24 protein-coding genes are annotated in these 20,069 nt (G+C 46.9%); 19 read left to right on the plus strand and 5 right to left on the minus strand.

The features are described from left to right. Nucleotides 1-159: 159 nt before the first annotated feature. The 6 genes from AC58QO_RS25450 to AC58QO_RS25475 all read left to right on the plus strand — a co-directional run bounded on the left by AC58QO_RS25450 (nt 160) and on the right by AC58QO_RS25475 (nt 5,698). A complete protein-coding gene (locus AC58QO_RS25450) occupies nt 160-729 on the plus strand; it encodes a pyridoxamine 5'-phosphate oxidase family protein (RefSeq protein ID WP_497270476.1) in 570 nt (189 codons plus the stop codon). A gap of 93 nt (nt 730-822) precedes the next feature. After that, nucleotides 823-2,223, plus strand: coding sequence for a spore germination protein (locus tag AC58QO_RS25455; protein WP_497270478.1), 1,401 nt, complete (start codon nt 823-825; stop codon nt 2,221-2,223). Between the two features lie 20 nt (nt 2,224-2,243). After that, entirely contained in the window at nt 2,244-3,413 is a 1,170-nt protein-coding gene (locus tag AC58QO_RS25460; RefSeq protein ID WP_497270480.1) for a Ger(x)C family spore germination protein, read from the plus strand. A gap of 22 nt (nt 3,414-3,435) precedes the next feature. After that, nucleotides 3,436-3,657 (plus strand): hypothetical protein, encoded by a 222-nt coding sequence (locus AC58QO_RS25465; RefSeq protein ID WP_497270482.1) that lies wholly within the window; start codon nt 3,436-3,438, stop codon nt 3,655-3,657. Between the two features lie 21 nt (nt 3,658-3,678). Continuing rightward, nucleotides 3,679-4,794 (plus strand): GerAB/ArcD/ProY family transporter, encoded by a 1,116-nt coding sequence (locus tag AC58QO_RS25470; protein ID WP_497270484.1) that lies wholly within the window; start codon nt 3,679-3,681, stop codon nt 4,792-4,794. A gap of 76 nt (nt 4,795-4,870) precedes the next feature. Next, nucleotides 4,871-5,698 (plus strand): DUF2935 domain-containing protein, encoded by an 828-nt coding sequence (locus AC58QO_RS25475; protein ID WP_497270486.1) that lies wholly within the window; start codon nt 4,871-4,873, stop codon nt 5,696-5,698. 33 nt (nt 5,699-5,731) lie between these two features. On the opposite strand, the gene AC58QO_RS25480 is transcribed toward AC58QO_RS25475, so the two are convergent. After that, a complete protein-coding gene (locus AC58QO_RS25480) occupies nt 5,732-6,124 on the minus strand; it encodes an acyl-CoA thioesterase (protein WP_497270487.1) in 393 nt (130 codons plus the stop codon). A 509-nt stretch (nt 6,125-6,633) separates the two neighbouring features. Between AC58QO_RS25480 and fumC the strand changes: the two genes are divergently transcribed. Further along, nucleotides 6,634-8,022, plus strand: coding sequence for a class II fumarate hydratase (gene fumC / locus AC58QO_RS25485; RefSeq protein WP_497270489.1), 1,389 nt, complete (start codon nt 6,634-6,636; stop codon nt 8,020-8,022). Nucleotides 8,023-8,105: 83 nt separating this feature from the next. Here fumC and AC58QO_RS25490 read toward each other — a convergent pair whose 3' ends face one another. Then, nucleotides 8,106-8,519: a hypothetical protein gene (locus AC58QO_RS25490; protein ID WP_497270490.1), complete on the minus strand. Its 414-nt coding sequence runs from the start codon at nt 8,517-8,519 to the stop codon at nt 8,106-8,108. A gap of 45 nt (nt 8,520-8,564) precedes the next feature. Further along, on the minus strand, nt 8,565-8,981 hold the full coding sequence (locus AC58QO_RS25495) for a YtxH domain-containing protein (RefSeq protein ID WP_497270492.1): 417 nt from the start codon (nt 8,979-8,981) through the stop codon (nt 8,565-8,567). Nucleotides 8,982-9,194: 213 nt separating this feature from the next. On the opposite strand from AC58QO_RS25495, the gene AC58QO_RS25500 reads away from it, so the two are divergent. From AC58QO_RS25500 to rsbW (AC58QO_RS25515), 4 genes are all read left to right on the plus strand, one after another. Next, a complete protein-coding gene (locus AC58QO_RS25500) occupies nt 9,195-10,331 on the plus strand; it encodes a PP2C family protein-serine/threonine phosphatase (protein WP_497270494.1) in 1,137 nt (378 codons plus the stop codon). A 125-nt stretch (nt 10,332-10,456) separates the two neighbouring features. Then, on the plus strand, nt 10,457-11,665 hold the full coding sequence (locus AC58QO_RS25505) for a glucose-1-phosphate adenylyltransferase (RefSeq protein WP_497270496.1): 1,209 nt from the start codon (nt 10,457-10,459) through the stop codon (nt 11,663-11,665). Between the two features lie 69 nt (nt 11,666-11,734). After that, entirely contained in the window at nt 11,735-12,067 is a 333-nt protein-coding gene (locus AC58QO_RS25510) for an STAS domain-containing protein (RefSeq protein WP_497270497.1), read from the plus strand. Beyond that, nucleotides 12,064-12,507, plus strand: coding sequence for an anti-sigma B factor RsbW (gene rsbW, locus AC58QO_RS25515; RefSeq protein WP_497270499.1), 444 nt, complete (start codon nt 12,064-12,066; stop codon nt 12,505-12,507). The genes AC58QO_RS25510 and rsbW (AC58QO_RS25515) overlap by 4 nt, the downstream gene beginning before the upstream one ends. Before the next feature lie 29 nt (nt 12,508-12,536). Here the strand turns inward: rsbW (AC58QO_RS25515) and AC58QO_RS25520 are convergent, their stop codons facing one another. Next, nucleotides 12,537-13,004, minus strand: coding sequence for a Dps family protein (locus tag AC58QO_RS25520; protein ID WP_497270501.1), 468 nt, complete (start codon nt 13,002-13,004; stop codon nt 12,537-12,539). A 166-nt stretch (nt 13,005-13,170) separates the two neighbouring features. Between AC58QO_RS25520 and AC58QO_RS25525 the strand changes: the two genes are divergently transcribed. The 8 genes from AC58QO_RS25525 (at nt 13,171) to AC58QO_RS25560 (ending at nt 19,774) form a co-directional block, all read left to right on the plus strand. Further along, the gene (locus AC58QO_RS25525) at nt 13,171-13,629 is read left to right on the plus strand and encodes a DUF948 domain-containing protein (protein WP_497270503.1); all 459 of its coding nucleotides are present in this window, start codon (nt 13,171-13,173) and stop codon (nt 13,627-13,629) included. A gap of 14 nt (nt 13,630-13,643) precedes the next feature. Continuing rightward, entirely contained in the window at nt 13,644-14,015 is a 372-nt protein-coding gene (locus tag AC58QO_RS25530) for an STAS domain-containing protein (protein WP_497270505.1), read from the plus strand. Next, nucleotides 14,012-14,458 (plus strand): anti-sigma B factor RsbW, encoded by a 447-nt coding sequence (gene rsbW, locus AC58QO_RS25535; RefSeq protein WP_497270507.1) that lies wholly within the window; start codon nt 14,012-14,014, stop codon nt 14,456-14,458. The genes AC58QO_RS25530 and rsbW (AC58QO_RS25535) overlap by 4 nt, the downstream gene beginning before the upstream one ends. After that, on the plus strand, nt 14,455-15,228 hold the full coding sequence (locus AC58QO_RS25540; protein ID WP_497270508.1) for a sigma-70 family RNA polymerase sigma factor: 774 nt from the start codon (nt 14,455-14,457) through the stop codon (nt 15,226-15,228). Before rsbW (AC58QO_RS25535) ends, AC58QO_RS25540 begins: the two co-directional genes overlap by 4 nt. Nucleotides 15,229-15,324: 96 nt before the next feature. Next, nucleotides 15,325-18,105: a CHASE3 domain-containing protein gene (locus tag AC58QO_RS25545; protein ID WP_497270510.1), complete on the plus strand. Its 2,781-nt coding sequence runs from the start codon at nt 15,325-15,327 to the stop codon at nt 18,103-18,105. Next, nucleotides 18,075-18,962 carry a CheR family methyltransferase gene (locus tag AC58QO_RS25550; protein WP_497270754.1) on the plus strand — a complete coding sequence of 296 codons (888 nt, stop codon included), beginning with the start codon at nt 18,075-18,077 and terminating at the stop codon, nt 18,960-18,962. Before AC58QO_RS25545 ends, AC58QO_RS25550 begins: the two co-directional genes overlap by 31 nt. A 186-nt stretch (nt 18,963-19,148) precedes the next feature. After that, complete coding sequence (locus AC58QO_RS25555) at nt 19,149-19,313, plus strand: DUF1328 domain-containing protein (protein WP_497270756.1); 165 nt, start codon at nt 19,149-19,151, stop codon at nt 19,311-19,313. Nucleotides 19,314-19,381: 68 nt separating this feature from the next. Then, nucleotides 19,382-19,774 (plus strand): YflT domain-containing protein, encoded by a 393-nt coding sequence (locus AC58QO_RS25560; RefSeq protein WP_497270512.1) that lies wholly within the window; start codon nt 19,382-19,384, stop codon nt 19,772-19,774. A gap of 82 nt (nt 19,775-19,856) precedes the next feature. Here AC58QO_RS25560 and AC58QO_RS25565 read toward each other — a convergent pair whose 3' ends face one another. Next, a complete protein-coding gene (locus AC58QO_RS25565; RefSeq protein WP_082562262.1) occupies nt 19,857-20,057 on the minus strand; it encodes a cold-shock protein in 201 nt (66 codons plus the stop codon). Nucleotides 20,058-20,069 lie beyond the last annotated feature (12 nt).

Consider the following 20,069-nt stretch of genomic DNA (forward strand, 5'->3'; position numbering starts at 1 on the left):
AATTCCAAAAATATGTAAAAGTTGTCGGCGAGGACTTGATTGATACATAGAGATGAACTGCTATAGGTAATTCCTATGAAATACGTGAAATTTATGTATTTCACAAATAGATCTATGGAGCACATAATAGAAGAAAATGGAAAGGTGTTGAGCGACAATATGGGGAAATCATTCGAGTCACTGCTGCCGGAGCATGAGGCATTTATCGCGAAACAGCATATCTTTTTCGTGGGGTCGGCACCGTTATCTGCCGAAGGTCATGTCAACATATCACCGAAGGGGCATGACGTACTGCGGGTTTTATCTGCGAATGAAGTGGCCTATTTGGACCTCACTGGAAGCGGGAATGAGACCAGCGCGCACCTGGCGGAGAATGGCCGCATCACCATCATGTTCATGGCGATCGAAGGACCGCCGATGATTCTGCGGTTGTATGGCAAAGGGCGCGTAGTCCTCCCAGGCTCTAGCGAGTGGGGTCTACTAGTGCCGAAGTTCGAGCTGCTGCCGGGAGCGCGCCAGATCATGGTCGTAGACATCCATGAGGTGAAAACGTCTTGCGGCTTCAGCATTCCTTTTTACACCTATGAAGGTGAGCGTAATACGCTGCAGGATTGGGCAACGAACAAAGGCGATGAAGGACTGCTAGACTATTGGCAAGCGAAAAATATGACCAGCATGGATGGTCTTCCGACGCCGATCGGCCAGAAGTTATCCACAGATAGTGTGTAAGATGGCTATGTATATATTTCCAATGGCTTCGCAGTCGGATGCATAATTAATGCCAAGTCGGAGGAAACTACTACCAAAAAGGAATCCTCGTCTATGGAATTGACGCAATGGATTAGAGCGAAGTTGCGAGATCGCCCGGATATTGTCTCCCAAAAAATTGAGCAAGATGAGTTCATTTGCACAATTTACTATATGATGGATGCGATTGATTTGGAGATGCTGCAAACGCATGTACTGCTCACATTATTGCAGCCATATCAGGGATTTCACGAAGAGCGTCTCGCAGAAATATTTCAAAGTCACACGTTTTTCCCGACAACGTATACCGTTGCACATACGCCAGAAGAAGCATTAAAAGGTTTGTTGGACGGACATGTCTTACTATGCATTTCCGGTGAGACGGCGGCCGTCTTGTTCCCATTTCCTCAAAAAGCGAAGCGAGAAGTGAATGTTTCGGAGAATGAGAAGACGATTCGAGGTCCGAAGGAATCCTTCGTAGAAGATGTATGGACCAACTTATCGCTGATCCGTCAGCGCATCAAAAGCGAGAATCTTGTCATTGAGCAATTTATTATCGGGAGTGAGTCACGTACAATTGTCCTCTTGCTTTATATGAATGGACGATGTGATCCGGATATCGTGCAGCAATTTACATCCAAACTTCGGGAGATTCGAACGGATCGCGTTCCGGACAGCAGCTTTCTAGAAGAGGTACTAGACGAACGAATCATATCTCCGTTTCCGAAAATGCTGAATACAGAAAGACCCGATGTAGTGGTTTCTTCTTTATTTGAAGGTCGCTTGGCGTTGCTGACAGACGGAACGCCAAGTAATCTGGTCGCCCCCGCGACCTTATTGTCATTTATGCAGTCGGCAGAAGATTATTATCAGCGTTATTTCTACAGCAGTTGGATTCGTCTGCTGCGATACATATTTTTTGCAGTCAGTCTAGTTTTGCCATCTGCCTATGTGGCCATCACGACCTTTCATCCGGAGATGCTTCCTTATAATATGTTGATCTCCTTGGCCGCAAGCAGGGATATTGTCCCGTTCCCAGCGATCTTGGAGGCTTTAATTATGGAGGTAACCTTTGAGGTCATGCGAGAAGCGGGCCAGCGCATCCCCACAACGATGGGACAGACGATCTCCATCGTCGGCGCCATTGTCATCGGGGAAGCGGCTGTTCAAGCTGGCATCGTGAGTGCGCCGATGGTCATCATTGTGGCCCTCACAGGGATTTCATCCTTTGTTGTGCCGCATTTTTCACTCACCTTAACGATTCGATTTCTCCGGTTTACGCTATTATTCATCTCGGCGATATTTGGGCTTCTCGGATTATTGATTGGGGTCTTTTTTATTTATATTCATTTGTTATCCCTGGAGTCTTATGGCACCCCCTATCTTGCACCGTTCATTCCTTATAAGTCTGAACAGATGAGGGATGCCGCAGGCCGATTTCCTTGGACGAATTGGATTAGCAAGAAACGACCTTGATCACTCAGGGAGGGCCAGTAATGTTGAGAAATGTAAAGCGTTTTGTTGTTATGCTGGGGCTTATCACGGTTGTCCCAACGGGATTAACCGGTTGCTGGTCCAAACAAGAGCTTAACGACCGCACCTTCGTATCGACCATGCTCGTTGATTTAAACGAAGATGGGCAGACGGAAGTTTCTACGCTTTTCATGCTGCCGAATCGCATTTCGAATGGGCTCAATTCGAATAGTGTCAATCAAAAACCGTTCGTTTCGATTTCAGGCAAAGGTAAGGATATTGCCGAGGCGCTCCAGCATATTCAGGCAGAGTTGCCGAGGTCGGTTACGTGGGGACAGATGCAAGTCATCGTGATTGGTGATCGTTTCGCACGCGCGGGGTTGACCACTCTGTTTGATCATTTGATCCGTGCTACGGATTTCAGGCTGCCTGTCTATGTGTTCTATTTCAATGGCATTGCCAGGAATCTTGCGAAGCTAGAGTCTGTTTTTGAACGGTTCCCAACGGAAATTTGGCGAGAAACGGCCCATACCAAGCGAATTCCTCCAATCCGAATCCGAGAATTATTATATGCCCAATGGAATAACTTAGGCGACTCTTATATTCCGGAATTAAGCTTGCGTGACATTAAACTCCTCTCAGAGGCCAAGACAGTGAAGTGGTCGGGGGTTGGAGGCGCTGCGATCATGAAAAATGGCGCTGTTACAGGCAAATTTACGAATGAAGAAGCGTTGGGAATTCTGATTCTGATGAATTCTATTCCTGAGATGATTATTACGGGGCAACTCCCAGATCAAGGGGGGGTGTTCAGCGCCAGGCTCATTGATGTGAAGCATAGAACGCGAGCGATACGCAATGGGAGCAGGGTCACAATTCGGGTATCCATTCAGGCAAAAGCAGATCTGATTTCAATTGAATCCAATATGAATTTAAGCTCCCCAGAAAATATCAAATTGGTGGAGAAGGCCGTGAATGACCGTATAAATCAAATGGTTCAATCTGCCGCCGACAAAGCGCAAGATCATCAGGCAGATGTGTTTCAGTGGAGCGAATTAGTGAAATATAAATACCCTGGCATGTGGAAGGAATGGGCGGAAAGCCCCCGCGAGATGATGTTTACACACACAGATCCGGAGTTTCATGTTCATGTTGTCTTGCGAAGCACGGGCATAAGCCGTTCAGCCAAACTATAAGTTCGAAAGGAGATTTCATTCCTTGTTGTATTTAATCATGGGTATTGGATGTATCCTGATTTATCAAATATCGTTGCTGCGACGTCAATCCGCAAGTCCGAAAGAAAGGAAACTTGCTCTGTCGGTTACCGGTTTAGCGTTTGTTTTTGGCACCATCAGTATCTTCTGGCCGGAGTGGGTGAATCCCAGTCACGCGATTCGTTTCCTATTTGAGCCGATTCAGAACTTCATTATTCAAGGATAGGCATGCAGGGAGGCGGCACGGTTGAAGCAGCAAGGAACAGTGACAGGACTGCAATTGGGGGCTTTGACCTTCGTGTTCATATTTTCTACGACAATCGCCTTCCTCATCAGTCCTCTTGCAGGTGCGGCCTCCTTTGATGGCGGATTGTGCATATTACTTGCCTCGATCTTCGGCACAGCGATAGCAACGTTCAGCCTGAGGTTCGCCATGCGCCAGCCCGCGAGCTATCTCGGTGTGTACGGCGGTACGATCATCAATAAGTACATGCATAAGGGAATTCTGTTTCTGTTATCGTTCTTTTTTCTACATTTGGCTGCTTATATCTTGCGCGAGTTTACCGACTTCTTTATCCCGACTTATTTGCGGGAAACACCGCCTGCCGCTGTAGCTGTGCTAGTAATGGCTGCGGTGGCGTCTTTGACACAATCGGGTGTTTCTACCGTTTTCAGATTCGCACAGGGCTGCTTTTTATTTATAGGAGTGCTGTTCTTGTTTAAGCCGTTATTTTTTATTTCGGCCATGGATACACCCATGTGGTTGGAATTTGTGCGTATTCATGATTGGAAGGTGCTGTGGGCACAAACGTATTCCATTATCCCGTGGTATGGCGAATTAATTATGTTTTCATTTATTGTTCCACAGCTAAATACCAAACAAATAACCAGAAGAATCGTATGGATCGGTTCCATGGCCGGCACCTACATTCTCATTGTAGAATTTCTGCTTATGATGTTTTTCTTCGGACCTAAACTTGCCGCTACATTAGTTTATCCTGCGCTAGAGCTTACCGGATTCTTGCATTTGGGCGATTTTCTACGCAACACAGATGCGTTAATTGTCTCGATCTGGTTCACAGGCTATTTTATTAAGCTCAGTATTATTTTTACGTTAGGGACGCTGCTTTTCTCACAAGCCCTATCGCTAAGTAACTACAAACCGATTACATTCTCGCTGGCGGCGATTGTTGTCTCGCTTTCGCTTATTTTAGCTAAGAACCCGGTTGAGTTGGCGGAATATTTCGATAGCAGTTGGGCAACGTTTGCTCTATTCATCGAGAGTCTGTTCTTCATTTATCCCATCGTCTCTTGGATCAAAAGCAGAAAGTCACGCAGTCATCCAATGCCTTCTGAACCCTGAAGGTGAAGGGTCTATAGGCACCCTGCCTCTCATACATTTTATGAAAGAAATGGCGTGCGGAGGAGGGAACTGCAAAATGCAAGAGGCAGGAATGTCAGTGAAGGAGGAGCATCTATTCTGGCTCGAGGTACTGGAGGATCATGCGCATTTTCTAAGGGATTATTTATCTCCAAGTGAAACGAAGTGGTGGAAGGAAGCGGAGAGGTATATCCCGCTCTTTCAAGATGCGATTGGGCAAGCAAAGGGGCTCTCATCGACAGATGCAGCTGATTCTCCCAACATGCAGGTATTCGCGAGGAGTGTGTATCCCCTTGCAGACGCTTACTGTAGGCTAGAAGGGCTCATGCAGCATATGCGGCTGTGGAATCGCGTCAATCTGAATCTGACTCCCTCTTACTTTAACGGGACAATCAATGAGAATAGAGAGTATCTGCGGCAGCTCACCTACTGGGTTCAGGGGGCTCCAGCTGTGCCTCTTACGTTGACCCAGTTGTTGGATCTATGGCTGGAAGACCAGTTAGGGCATGCGGTACTGCTAAAAGGTCTATTGGACCCTGTAGAGGGTATACTTAGTGCAGAAACGGATAAATTTGCTACGGTATTTTCGTCCTACATGGTGAAAAATCGTGCGATGCAAGGTTACTTGCGCTTCACGCCCCCAGGCTTCCCAGCAGAGCTTCAATTCGCTAAGGAAGTATTGGGAACCGTGAAAGCTTTCTATGAGTTCGTGCAGCGCATCGTCGTTCAATACCGCAATGATCAATTGCTATCGAAATCCACACTTCGGTTTCTTGATCATCATTTTCCGGAGTCGTGCTATTTCATGCGTAAGCTGGCTGAATTCGTACCTGATGCGCCGTCACTTGCTCATTGTCCGATAACACGTCCAGCGAAATTGACATGAGATTAGCTTAAGACGTGCAACCAACAGGGCTGCTTAGGCAAAATACTTCCTTAACTCCGCCGGGGCCTCCCGGCTTGTACGCGTTATGCTGTCCATCGTTACACTCGTGACGAGCGCATCAGCGCACAGCTCACCTTGTTGGTTGCGGATCTCCTGCTGCAGTACATAGCTTGAACGACCCATTCGCTCAGGTCGGCAGCTGACGGTAAGCTGTTCCCCTTGTTTGCACTCTTTGCGGTAATTAATGTTGATATTCACCGTTACTGTTTGAATCCCAAGGTCACCAAAAGTCTCGTAAGATAGCCCGCAAGCCTCATACCACTCCTCGCGCCCCCATTCGAGATATTCCAAATATTTCGCATTATTCACATGCCCATTCACATCAATCTCTGTGGAACGGACGATGATCGCTAGCTTTGTTTCCATCATTTTATCTCCTTTGTTTAATTGTCGTGTGTGACTGAAGCGGGCGGATAGTTAGGGCTGTTTTTGAGCATAGGCTAAACCAAACCCAGATCGCAATCCAGCCCCCTCGTTCAGATAGCGCATGTTGCATTCCATGCAACATTATCGTTAGAAAATCAATGAATATAGGAGGAATAATGTACTTTGTACAACATTATTGGTTTATTTCCATCAAATACACCAAAATCGTCTCAAAATGTTGTATCAACTGCAACATTCGTACGAATGTCGCACAATTTTAAACATCAAGTTGTACCAAGTACAACTTGACCGTAGGAGTGCAAAAGGCAGGTTTGCTTTACCCAATATCCACCATTATAGCTCGCTTAATAGTAGGATAACCAGTTGCGGCTCATAACAAGCCAATATTAGGGGAAACTAGGCGAGGTGTGTTTATGTTTACCCAAGTGTGGGTATTCGTGAGTATAGAATAAAGATGAATCGTTTTGGACTGAACAAGGAGGGCATGTATGACGCAAGAATACCGCTTAGAACGTGATACCATGGGAGAAATCAGAGTACCTGTGGATAAGTTGTGGGGGGCTCAGACCCAACGCAGCTTCGAGAATTTCAAAATCGGCACCGAGCGGATGCCGGCGCGGTTGATTAGTGCCTTTGCGCTGCTCAAGAAAGCCGCCGCACACGTAAACCGCGACCTCGGCGGTCTGCCGCCGGAGAAAGCGGAGGCGATCTCGCAAGCGGCCGACGAAATCGTGCAGGGCCGTTGGGGCGACGAGTTCCCGCTCGTTGTCTGGCAGACGGGCAGCGGGACGCAGTCGAACATGAACGTCAACGAGGTGATCGCTCGCCGAGGCAGCGAACTGCTCGGGGATGATGCCAAACGCATCCATCCCAACGATGATGTGAATCGTTCGCAGAGCTCGAACGATACATTCCCAACGGCGATGCACGTGGCCGGTGTCATCGCGGTAGAGCAAGAGCTCTTGCCTGCGCTGGAGCTGCTGCAGGCAACGCTGTACACCAAGATGTCGGCCTTCGCCGACATCGTCAAGATCGGCCGCACCCACCTGCAGGACGCGACCCCGCTGACGCTGGGGCAGGAGATCAGCGGGTGGTGGGCGATGCTGGACATGACGGCGCGTATGGTGCGCAGCGCCGTGGATACGATGCGCGAGCTCGCGATCGGCGGCACCGCCGTCGGCACGGGGCTGAACGCGCATCCCGAGTTCGGCGCCCGCGTCGCCGAAGCCCTGACTCGCGAGACGGGCACGCGCTTCGTCTCGGCCGAGAACAAATATCATGCGCTGACCAGCCATGATCAGATTGTTTACGCCCACGGCGCGCTTAAGGCGCTGGCGGCGAACTTAATGAAGATAGCCAACGATGTTCGCTGGCTATCGAGCGGTCCCCGCTGCGGAATCGGTGAAATCACGATTCCGGAGAACGAGCCCGGCAGCTCGATTATGCCGGGCAAGGTCAACCCTACGCAAAGCGAAGCGATGACGATGGTCGTGTGCCAGGTGATGGGCAACGATGCTTCCATCGGTTTCGCGGCTAGTCAAGGCAATTTCGAGCTGAACGTGTTCAAGCCCGTTATCATTCACAACTTCCTGCAGTCCGTGCGGCTGCTGGCTGACAGCATGCGCTCGTTCAACGATCATTGCCTCGCAGGCATGGAGCCGAATCGCGCGGTGATTCAGCGCAATCTCGAGCAATCGCTCATGCTGGTTACAGCCCTCAACCCGTATATCGGGTATGAGAAAGCAGCCAGCATTGCGAAGCAAGCCCACAAGGAAGGGCTGACCCTGAAGGAGTCAGCTGTTCGTAGCGGCTACTTAACGGCCGAGCAATTCGACAGCTACGTTAAGCCAGAAGATATGGTACATCCGAAGGCCTAAGGATGGCACAAAATAAAACACCTAATTCCTTATAGGGATTAGGTGTTTTGTCATTTCCATCATCAGCCTACCCTTTCCAGCAACTACTGAATCGGATCAGGAACCATATCACGCTCGATGAGCTCACTATTGGTTTTCATATGCTTCATTTCATTCCCGAGCTTCTTCATTTCTTCCATATCCTGAGCCATAGAACCGTTGTTGGCTTCTTCCAATGATTTACCAGCAGAATTGTTACAGATCTGCTCTAGCTCAATTAATTTATCCAGCGCAGCCCGGCGAACCTGAAGGGGAACGAATTGGTTATCTTCGAAATCGGCTTCATGGAAATGTACAGTTGTGTTCCCGTGCTCCGAGGTTACCGTGGTTAATGTTAACGGATAGGAAGCTGAGGTCGCATCGTTATAGATGTCAATGCGGTACACAGACTTCTCCAAGTATTCCATCCGCTCTAATCCAAGGTCAGTCAACTGTTGATGCAAGGCATGTTTGTCCATATGAATGATCTCCTTTATTGCTGAATGAACGTTATCGCAGCAAGGTTAGTGTTGATTATTTTGAAACGTTGTTTTAGCAGCCTGTAAGGAGTCGGTGACTCGTTGTTGGCTGTCTTTTGCTGTATCTACGAGGTCGGTGGTTTTTTGGCTGACGGAATCCGCAATGGATTTCGACTTATCGCTTACTGAGGAAGCGATATCCTTGGTTTTATCACTCACCGAAGAGGTGAAGTCTTTCGTTGTATCACTCATTTTGGCAACGACATCCTCGGTTTTATGACCTAGCGTGGAGGCGATCTGGTTCGTTTTATCCTGCCAAGTACGATAGGTGCTCCAGAGGTCTTTGCGCAGCTTCGACCCCGCTTTAGGGGCAATTAACAATGAGGTTATTGCGCCGACGGCACCACCAATCACTAGACCCAACCATAATCCACCTTTGTTCGTCTCGACTGTTTCACTCATACGTCATCTCTCCTTTAATTTGGGGTATAGGTGTTAGGCTTTCCTACTTAGATGTACCCGCCTAGCGTTAAGTTGAAACAGGGTATAGGATATTGGCAATCGCATGATTTTCAAGTCTATCTGATTGAATTGTCAGCGTTAGGGTTATAGGATATATGATAGACTATAAGAATAGGGATTCAGTTTCCTGTTTACCCGAAAGGGGTTAGCGCAATGAGTATTGTAATTGTGGATGATAATAAGACCAATTTATTAATCATTGAAAAGATTTTGGATAAAGCGGGTTACACAGAATTAATTGCGTTGTCCTCGGCAAGAGAACTCTATAACGTTTTGGGTATGGATGCATCTGATCAAGCGGAGGTAACGGTGGATCTCATCCTTATGGATATGATGATGCCGGAAATCGATGGGGTAGAAGCTTGCCGCACGGTGCAGGCGGATGAGCGTTTGAAGGATATTCCGATCATTTTCGTAACGGCCATGGGGGATTCCAATAAGCTGGCGGAGGCACTGGATGCGGGAGCACTGGACTATGTGATGAAGCCGATTAACAAAGTGGAGCTTCTGGCTCGGATTCGGTCGACGCTCCGCTTGAAATATGAGAAGGATTGGCATAAAGAAAGGGATAAGCGGATTAAGTATGAGCTCGATTTAGCTAAACAGGTCCAGCTTAGTGTGCTTAGTAATCCGCTGAAGAATGATCACATCGAAATCTCGGCTGTGTACAAGCCTTCATCGGAGTTGGCAGGTGACTTTTATGCCTGGTATCCGATTGGACCGCATCAGTACGGCATAATTTTACTCGATATGATGGGACATGGCATCTCTTCATCCTTAGTTTGTATGTACATTTACTCTGCTTTGAAGGATACGATCACGGGCATCGGTGATCCGGAACATGTGATGCAGGAGCTCAATCGGCGGATGAGTCAGCTGCATGTGACGGATAGTCTCATTAATTATTATTTTACGGCGATTTATATGGTTCTTGATGCCGAACAGCGCACGATTGAATATGTGAACGCTGGACATCCAGCAGGCATTGCGTTGCTCGATGGTGAAGTGAAGCTATTGACAGAAGGTTGTTGTGCGATTGGTTTTTTTGATGGGATTGAGATTACCAAAGGTTGCGCGACTTACGAGAAGCAAGCACAGATTGTCTTATTCACAGATGGATTGACAGAATGGATTGAGAATGACGAGCGGGATGGTATTTCTGCAATTATAGAGGGCGCCAAAGAGATGACGGCACATGATCCGGAGGGGCTGATCGAACGCATTTATCCCTATGCCAAAAGCGGCTCCTCACACGATGATATGTGCCTTGTGATGGTAACGGCTCCTTAGCTAATAACGCGCAAGTTTATTCCTAGATGGGGTAAACTTGCGCGTTTATTGTTTCAATATCCCGTTTTGCGTGTAAGAAGGTGTAGGGTAATCGAACATATCTTCCATGAAAGGATGAGATGACGATGATGAAGCAGGAATGTGTAGCTATGTTGTTAGCCGGTGGTGAGGGGTCCAGACTAGGCCCATTAACCAAGCATATAGCAAAGCCGGCCGTACATTTTGGAGGGAAATATCGAATCATTGATTTTTCTTTGAGCAATTGCCATCATTCAGGAGTCCACACAGTCGGTGTACTTACGCAGTACAAGCCCGCTGCCCTTCATGCTCATATTGGGAATGGGGAAGCATGGGGGATGGGGAGTGAACAAGGCGGGCTCTCTATTCTAGAAAGGCAAGCGGGCACGTCTAATGCTTATTCAGGTACGGCGGATGCCATTTATCAGAATGAAGGGTTCATCCAATCCTACGATCCAGCTTATGTGTTAATTATTTCGGGAGATCATATTTACAACATGGACTATCGGGCAATGATTGCCCATCATAAAACAACAGGTGCTGTTGCTACGATTGCCGTTACCCCCGTCCCGATGAAAGAGGCGAGTCGATTCGGTATTATGACCACGGATGCTAGGCACCGAATTACCGAATTTGCTGAAAAGCCGCTCAAACCTGCTAGTAATTTGGCTTCCATGGGCGTCTATCTCTTTAATTGGGATACGCTTCAGGAAGTCTTGGTGCGCGATGCGAGAGATGAGACTTCAAGTCATGATTTTGGCAACGATATCATTCCTCACCTGCTGGCTGCAGGCGCCCACTTATCCGCATATCCGTTTGATGGCTATTGGAAAGATGTTGGTACTCTGACTAGTCTATGGGAATCACATATGGATTTACTGGGGTATACACCCCATCTGCAGATCGATACCGAGCAATGGTCGGTTATCACGGCAAAGCGATATGAGAAGAAAGGATACGTGGGGATCACGGCAAGAGTGAATAATGCTTGGATTGGCGATAGCAGTAGAATAGAAGGGAATGTCAGTCATTCCGTCGTGTCCGATGGGGTGAGTATTGGTGTGAGCAGCAGGGTGATCAACAGTGTCATCATGCCAGGAGTTCAAATAGGAAAGCAGGCGCAGGTACTTAATGCGATAATAGGCGAGGGCGCGGTCATCAAAGATGGTGCCATTGTAGGTAATCTTGGAGATACCCATGTTACGGTAATCCCAGAAAAAGCGGTGGTAGGACGACATTATCCTGCGCCGATGTCTGTGTCCGGCAGGCGACATATGGGACAAACCGGTGGAGTCGGAGAAAGGTACCGCGCTTAGCGGTGCATAACTTGTATAAAGGCTCGTGGCTTGTTACTATTTAGGAAATGACAATAGGGAGTGTGGCTCATGTCAATGGAAAAGTTCCAGGTTGATCAAGAAGAATCGGTGAAATCGATACAGCTTCATGTTCGTGGGGAGTTAGATTTGGCAGCAGCTCAAGCATTCCGTCAAGCACTGGAAGCCGTTATTCATCGGGAAGACAAAGAGTTGATCCTCAATTTGAGACAATTAACATATATCGATAGCACAGGAATTGGCATCGTGGTCTCCACATTGAAGCTTCGCGATGAGCTCAAGGCGCCATTCGCCGTGCGGGACATTCCGGCAGGCATTAGAAAGCTTTTTGATCTGACAGGCATTACTGGATTTCTAAAAGAAGGGGTCGAAGGCAGCGCATGAACGTCATTCGCTTACACATCCCTGCAGCGGCGGAATATTTAGAAATCGTCAGGCTCAGTCTATTTGGCGTAGCAACGAAGCTTGGTTTCTCCTACGAAGATATCGAAGATGTGAAAGTAGCGGTCTCTGAAGCTTGTAATAATGCCATTCTGCATGCGGATCCGGGAAATGCCGGCGGTCACATCGAAATTAGCTTTGAGCTTAGTGACGATGTACTCCGGGTGAAAGTGAAGGATAATGGTGCAGGGGATCCTGAGCATAGTTATCGTCGGCAAACGGGTCCATTCACGGGGACGACTCCGAGCGAGCTCGCCACCGGTGGATTGGGCATTTATCTCATGGAAGCGTTAATGGATGAAGTCCTGATCGATACAACGAATGGCACTGAGGTTACATTAGTTAAATATGTTAGCAGCAAAAACCACGGAATGACGGAATAACCGCCAAACCGTGGTTTTTCTATCATGTCCTATTTGCCGAGATAAGCCGCCAGCATCCAGCTGTGTTTCTCCAAGGAAGAGCGGATCGTGATCAGCATATCCGCTGTAGGCTGATCCTGTTGGTCTTCAGCTAACTGGATCCCCTCTGTTAATTCAGAGCACAACAGAGTGAAGTCATCAACGAGCTGTTCCACCATGAGTTTACCGTCATTGTCAGCCTTCTTCGCTTCCTTAATGGAGGCCATTTGAAGATGCTCTAGCAAGGTGGCTGTCGGGATCGCACGAAGGGAAAGCATTCTTTCAGCTATCGTGTCCAAATGTAGTGTAACTTCCGTATACAATTCCTCGAATTTGACATGTAGGGTAAAGAAATGCTCCCCTTTTACATACCAATGGAAATTATGCAGCTTCATATAGAGTACAGAGAAGTTGGCGACCTGTTTATCGAGCATATCGGTTAGCGGGCTAGCCTTCGTTACTGTTGTAATGTTTACCATAAGAGTCCCTCCACTTAGTTGGTATAGTTGTGCATAACAGCTAATTACCCGAACAAGGGTCAGATGAAACAGTTGCTTTTGTATAAAAATGTGATGTACCTCATGTGTTTCAACTTTCTCTAACATGGGTAACTACGAAGTAAGCAAGCAAATAGGAGGGATTCCCATGTTGCTTCAAATAAGTGTAGGCATAATAGCTATTGCATTTGCGTTCCTTGTTTTCTATTTGATCCAAACCTTAAAATCATTGAAGCACTCCCTTGATGAGATAACATCAACGATGGGTCAAATGAAAAATGAAGTGAAGGAGATCAGTTCAGAGGTGAAGGATGTCATTCTCAATACGAATGAGGTCGCGATCGATATGCGACTGAAGCTTTCCAAGCTTAATCATCTGTTCAGCTCGGTGCAAGATGTCGGTCAAGTGATCCATGAACTATCGGCTTCAGTCAAACAATCCGCAACCAGCCTTCTCTCTTCTGTCAAACCAAAGGAGATGTCTGGGAAAGCTTCACCGCTTAGTAGTAAGTTGAAGGCCATCCTGCAAGGCGCAACCATTTCACTGGAAATTTGGGATAAAATCAAAGCTAAGAAGTCATCACCGCAAACCGGTACGATGAAGTAGAAAGGGGTCATCACGTGAACGCGATACGTAAATTTATGTTTTACAAACAGTCGGATGGAAAAGAAAATAGGATATATCTCAGCGGGGAGCTCGATCTCTCAGCTGCCTCTTCACTAGCAAATGTACTGGACTCTGTGGTTAGGAAAGAGGAGGAGGCGCTCATCTTAGACTTAAAAGAGTTAAAATATATAGATAGCACGGGAATCGGGCTCATTGTCTCCGCCATTAAAGTAAGGGCTGCTATGCACGCTTCGTTCCAGATCGACCATATCCCGCCCAAAGTCAGACGGTTATTCGAAATTACGGGTGTTTCCAGCTATTTGCATAACAATGGAAGCTTAAAAGGAAATCAAGGCGCAGCCGAAAGGAAAGAAGAGATCATATGAGCCCATACATCGGTCTGACCATACCTGCACAAGCGGAATATTTGGATATTGTTCGACTCACCTTATATGGTGTTGCCACCAAAGCTGGGTTCAGCTTTGAAGATATTGAAGATATGAAAGTTGCTGTTGCGGAAGCTTGCAACAATGCGATCCTTCATGCCTATGCAGAGGAAGAGCTAGGAACTGTAGAGATTCAGTTTGAGCCTAGCGAGGGTTATATGAAAATAACGGTGAAGGACGAAGGCGCGAGCTTTCACTATGTGCAAACAGAGCCCGAAGAGGTAACACTGCACCATAAATCGATTCAGGAAGCTACGGTTGGTGGACTCGGTCTCTTTCTTATGCAAGCCTTAATGGATGATGTGCAGGTGGTCGCGCGTGGAGGGCAGGGAACTGAGGTCATTCTAACCAAGCAGCTGAGTAGAAAAGAGGAGATGGTATGAATGCCAAAGTAACGGCCGATTCTTCCGATCCTTTATATGATATCTATGAAAAAAAGAAGATTTACAAAGAAACCGGGTGCCCAGAGGCGGCTACAGCATTGCTGCTGCACTATGAACCGATTGTTCGGATGGCAGTAGGTAAAATGTCGCGAAGCCGTCCTGACCTCTATGAAGATCTCTTTCAAGTCGGTCAGATGTCCATGCTTAAGCTGTTTGTGCAGTATGATCATGCCATGGAAGTGCCGTTTGAAGGATATGCGATGAAAAGTATTATTGGGCATCTCAAAAATTATTTACGTGACAAATCGTGGTACATACAAGTTCCTAGACGAATTAAGGAAAAGGGATCGCAAGTTCAGCGTGCGCTGGACGAACTGACCGTTAAGCTGGAGCGCTCACCGAATGTTGATGAAATTGCAGCTTATCTAGAGTTAAGCTCAGAAGAAACGATTGAGATTTTGGCCGGCCGTGATTATTACCAATACACTTCGCTAGACACTCCCCTCACAAGTGAAGGAGAAGGGGCGACGATTGGCGATATGATTGCTGGTACCTCAGATGACTATCAGATGCTAGAGCGACGGATAGATTTAGCTGATGCGATGGATTGCTTGAAGGAAGAAGAGCGCATAGTCATCGGTTTGATCTACCAAGTGGGGCAATCCCAACGTCATATTGCAGATCAGCTAGGCATCTCTCAGATGAGTGTATCTCGTATTCAGAAGCGAGCCATGACGAAGTTGAAAACAGCCTTAACCCCGCACATATAATAGCATAGCTACCTGCTAGATGCGGTAAATGTGGTATAGTAGGTTAGTATAATGTGAAATTACATTTGCTACCAACTGTACCAGGAGGCACTAACTATGTTTAATTCCATCCAACTTATGATAAAACCTAAAATTATACTGGGTTATGTAGCAATCCTTATTTGTCTTGGCATATCGCTATTAGTTGTGAGTAGTAGAGTAACAGATCTGCAGAACGAAGTTAGCTTTATTTCTTCCCATGATATGGAAGTGCATGATCAACTGAATAACTTACAGAAAAACATGCTCGATATGGAAACGGGCATACGCGGCTATGTTATCACAGGTGATGAGCAGTATCTGGAGCCATATAACGCAGGCAGTCGGAACTGGCAGGAGACGTATAATAAAATTCATCAACTTGTCAGTGATAATCCCCCTCAAGTGCAAAGCTTGGAGGCGATGAAAGAGACGATTCAGACCTGGTTGAAAAGTGGCGGGGACAATGTCATCCGTATGAAAAAGGAAAATAGTACGGCTGCAATCAATGAATATTTTAAGCAGAATGCAGGCAAAAAAGTGATGGATCAGCTGCGGACGCAATTTGACGCCTTCCTCCTCACGGAGAAGAAGCTTACCTCCCAAAGAGTCCAGCAAATCGCCCAAAGCAACTATAATCTTAAAGTTGTTCTTTTTACTGTTTTAGGCCTAATTTCAATTATTGCCGTCATCGTGGCCTTCATTCTGTCTAATTCGATAACGAACACCATTAAACAAGTTACGCAAAAAATTCGTGATATTACGGCTTCGGAGGGGAATCTAGCCTCTCGGATTGAAGTGAGCACGAATGACGAAATCCGTGTGCTGGCTGAAGCTACCAATGGGTTATTGGCCAATTTGGAGAAGCAGAGCTGGATTCAATCCGGTATTGCAGAGGTTTCTACCCTTTATCAAGGCATACGTGATATAACCGTGCTGAGTGAAGCCTTTATTCATAAGCTTGCACCTATGCTGGATGCCAGCTACGGCGTTATCTATCTGCGGCAGAACGAGGAAAGCCAAGCTTCTTATGTGAAAATTGCAGGGTATGCCGCCTCCGGACAGCATCAAGCCACTTCTAGCTTTCAATTAGGTGAAGGCTTGGTTGGACAGTGTGCGGTCGATAAACGGATATTCCTGATGGATAATCTGCCTGATAATCATGTGAAAATAACCTCGGGGTTAGGGGCTTCAACGCCTCGCAGCTTACTTGTGGCACCGATTCTTGTAGATGGAAGAACAGAAGCCGTTATTGAGTTAGCCTCCCTTCAGCAATTTCAGTCGAGGCATCTGACTTTGGTAGATTCCTTGCAAGAGAAGTTCGGAACAGCGATTACGAGTGTGCGCAGCCGAATGGAAGTGGAACGACTCCTTTCCGAATCTCAAATTTTGACGGAGGAGCTGCAAGCTCAATCCGAGGAGCTTCAGACGCAGTCAGAAGAGCTTCAAATGCAACAGGAGCAGCTGCGGATGACGAATGAGTTTCTGGAGGAGCAGAACCATTTTGCCGAACAGAAAGCTACGGAGCTCGAGAGAGCCAAGGACGAACTCGAAGAGTATGCGTTGAAGTTAAAGACAAGTTCGCAGTACAAATCCGACTTCTTAGCCAATATGTCTCATGAATTGCGAACACCATTGAATAGCATTATGATTCTTTCGCAAATGCTAGCTGAGAGTAACGGAGACATGCCTATGTCCGAAGTTGTGGAATATTCGCGTGTGGTGAATGCGGCGGGTCATGATTTGCTTTCTCTCATTGACGATATTCTGGATTTATCCAAGGTGGAAGCTGGCAAAATAGAGATTATGCAAGATGAAGTGAATGTGACGGAACTTCCGCAGTCTATGGAGCTTATGTTTGCCCCTGTGGCCGCTAAGAAGGCGCTTGAATTCGAGATTATACTTGAGCCAGATGTGCCGTCCGTCATCATGACAGATGGCCACCGGTTGCAGCAAATTTTGAAGAACCTGTTGTCGAATGCTTTTAAATTTACTGAAAAAGGCTCTGTTTCTATGCGTATTGCTCTCGCGGAGTCAGTGCGTATTAAAGAACTTCTGCATTGTGATCCAGAGGAAACGGTCCTTGCAATTTCGATCAAAGATACAGGAATCGGCATTCCTATTGATAAGCAACACATTATTTTTGAAGCCTTCCAACAAGTGGATGGTACAACCAATCGGCAGTATGGCGGGACAGGTCTGGGTCTATCGATCTGCCGCGAGTTTACACGATTACTTGGCGGCACGATTGTTGTTAAAAGCGAGCTGCATGTAGGCAGTACGTTCACTTTGTATATACCGAATGGCAAAGAAGACCTTATCCAAAATAGCGATGCCTATGCACAAGATCAGATTGCCGCTTCGAGTGAGCGCGATTCTCAATTTAGGGAAGTGACATCCTCGCGGAGTGACTTTTTTAGTGAGGAAGATCCAACCATAGATGTGCCAATCCACGCGGATTCCCAGCTGTTCGAAGGCAAGAAAGTGTTGCTAGTCGATGATGATGCCCGTAACGTATTCGCGCTGGTTAGCGCGTTGGAAATAAAAGGTGTTGCGGTAGTTATTGCCGAGAATGGTAAAGAAGCCATCGATATCTTGAGCGTGAAACCAGATTTCGATTTAGTATTAATGGATATTATGATGCCGGTTATGGGTGGCTACGAGGCCATGAAGGAGATACGGGAAGGGTTGGAGTTACGTCACTTGCCGATTATTGCATTGACAGCGAAAGCCATGAAGAGTGAGAAAGAGAGATGTCTAGAAGCGGGAGCGTCGGACTATATTACGAAGCCGCTGCAGATGGAACAGCTCTTCTCGCTTATGCGAGTATGGCTGACGAAGCAGGTGAAGAAGCATTGACACGCGAATCTCAGGATGGATTGAGTGAGTTGGAAGAGCTGCCTAACGATGAGAGGCAAAATATTGAGATCAATCTGCTTCTGGAGGGCTTGTATCAAATGTACGGATTTGATTTCCGTCATTATGTACGCTCCTCTCTGTGCAGGCGCATTCTGAATCGTATGAAAATGGAGAAGCTGCCGACGATTACAGCGCTCCTGGAAAAAGTGCTGCATGAGCCGCACTTCGTAGATAAACTACTGGGTGACATGTCGATTCGCGTCACGGAAATGTTCAGAGATCCGAGTTTCTTCCATGCCTTTCGGACCCGTGTAGTGCCTGAGCTTCGGGAATATCCAGAGATTCGCATATGGCATGCGGGTTGTGCCACAGGTGAAGAAGCGTATGCCATGGCGATCCTTATGCAAGAAGAAGGTTTGGCGGAGAAGACGAAAATTTACGCCACTGACATGAATGAGCAAGCCATTGAAACAGCGCAAAGAGGGGCTTTTCCACTGAAGCAAATGCAGCTGTATACCAAAAACTATTTGGAATCCGGTGGCTCCAGAGCATTCTCGGAGTATTATACAACGGATCATCAGTATGCGTATTTTAAACCACAGATGAAAGAAAATATGATGTTTGCCCAACATAACCTGGTGACGGATGGTTCCTTTAACGAGTTCCACGTCATCCTTTGCCGGAATGTGATGATCTACTTCGATCAGAAGCTGCAGCAGCAGGTGCACAGCCTATTTTATAGCAGCTTGACCCCGCAGGGTTTTATAGGCCTCGGTAAGAAAGAGTATATTCTATATGTGCCTGAAGGGATGCACTATGATGATTTCGTTCCGCAAGAACGTATTTATCGTAAGTAATCGTAGCAGAGCAGAACTAACCGAACCCACCTTCTCCATGAAGGTGGGTTTTTGCTTGCAGTTTCGAAAGCATTCCCTCCTCGTTCCGTTTTTAATACCAAGTAATGTTTCATTCCTAACTGAGATGGGTAATAGATAGCATAGCAAGATGAACATTATCTGAAGAGGAAGAGAGAGGTGTTGGATATGTTAGGATGGGCTATGATATTTCTCATTATTGCGCTAGTTGCAGGTGTTTTTGGATTCTTTGGGATTGTCTCAACGGCAGTAGGCATCGCCAAAATTTTGTTCTTCGTCTTCCTGATTATGTTCGTTGTTTCTTTCATTTTTGGCAGACGCCGAGGCGTCTAGAACGTAGAATCTAACTCGAGGTAACACAGATTCACCCTATAAAACCCCATTGACGAGGAGGAATTACCATGAGTACGTATACCAGAGTAAGTGTGACATCCAGTCTTGAAGATACGCAAAACAAAGTACACCAATTGCATAACGAAGGCTTTAAAAAGGATCATATTTATGTTCTGACACACAGTGCTGAAGGTACCGATTACGTCGCAGAGTTTACAGGGGCAGAGCAGATTTCGATGGCCGAAGAAGGATTGTTCACGTCGATCGCCAATCTCTTCCGATCACGCGGCGAGGAGCTGAAAGCGAAAATCATGGCGCTCGGCGTGCCAGAAGCGGAGGCGGCCAGACTCCTAAATGAACTGGAATGGGGGAAAATCCTCGTGTTAGCCACACCGGCCATGAAAGAGGACGATACCCTGTTGATGTATCAAGCCAATGGATTCCAGCCACCTTTTTTATAAGAGGAATCACGCTGTAAGTATCTCAATCAAGATAAAAGCCCCGTGTCTCCAATTGAAGGAGACACGGGGCTTTATGCCGGATTCATCGCCTGCTGCTTGTGTTCGATAAGGTGGGGAGCATCTTTAAATCCTTGACCATGGATGAATTGCAAATCGGACATGCGGGACTATCCGCGAATGAAAAGTTATCTCTCATCCAGCAAGAGCACTGTTCAGTGCTGCAGGTCCAGATGCTGGTTTGTTCCTCCGGTACTGGTTCCAATGATTTTTTTGAAAAGTACAATCGAACTCCTCC

This window comes from Paenibacillus sp. J31R30, assembly GCF_059692115.1.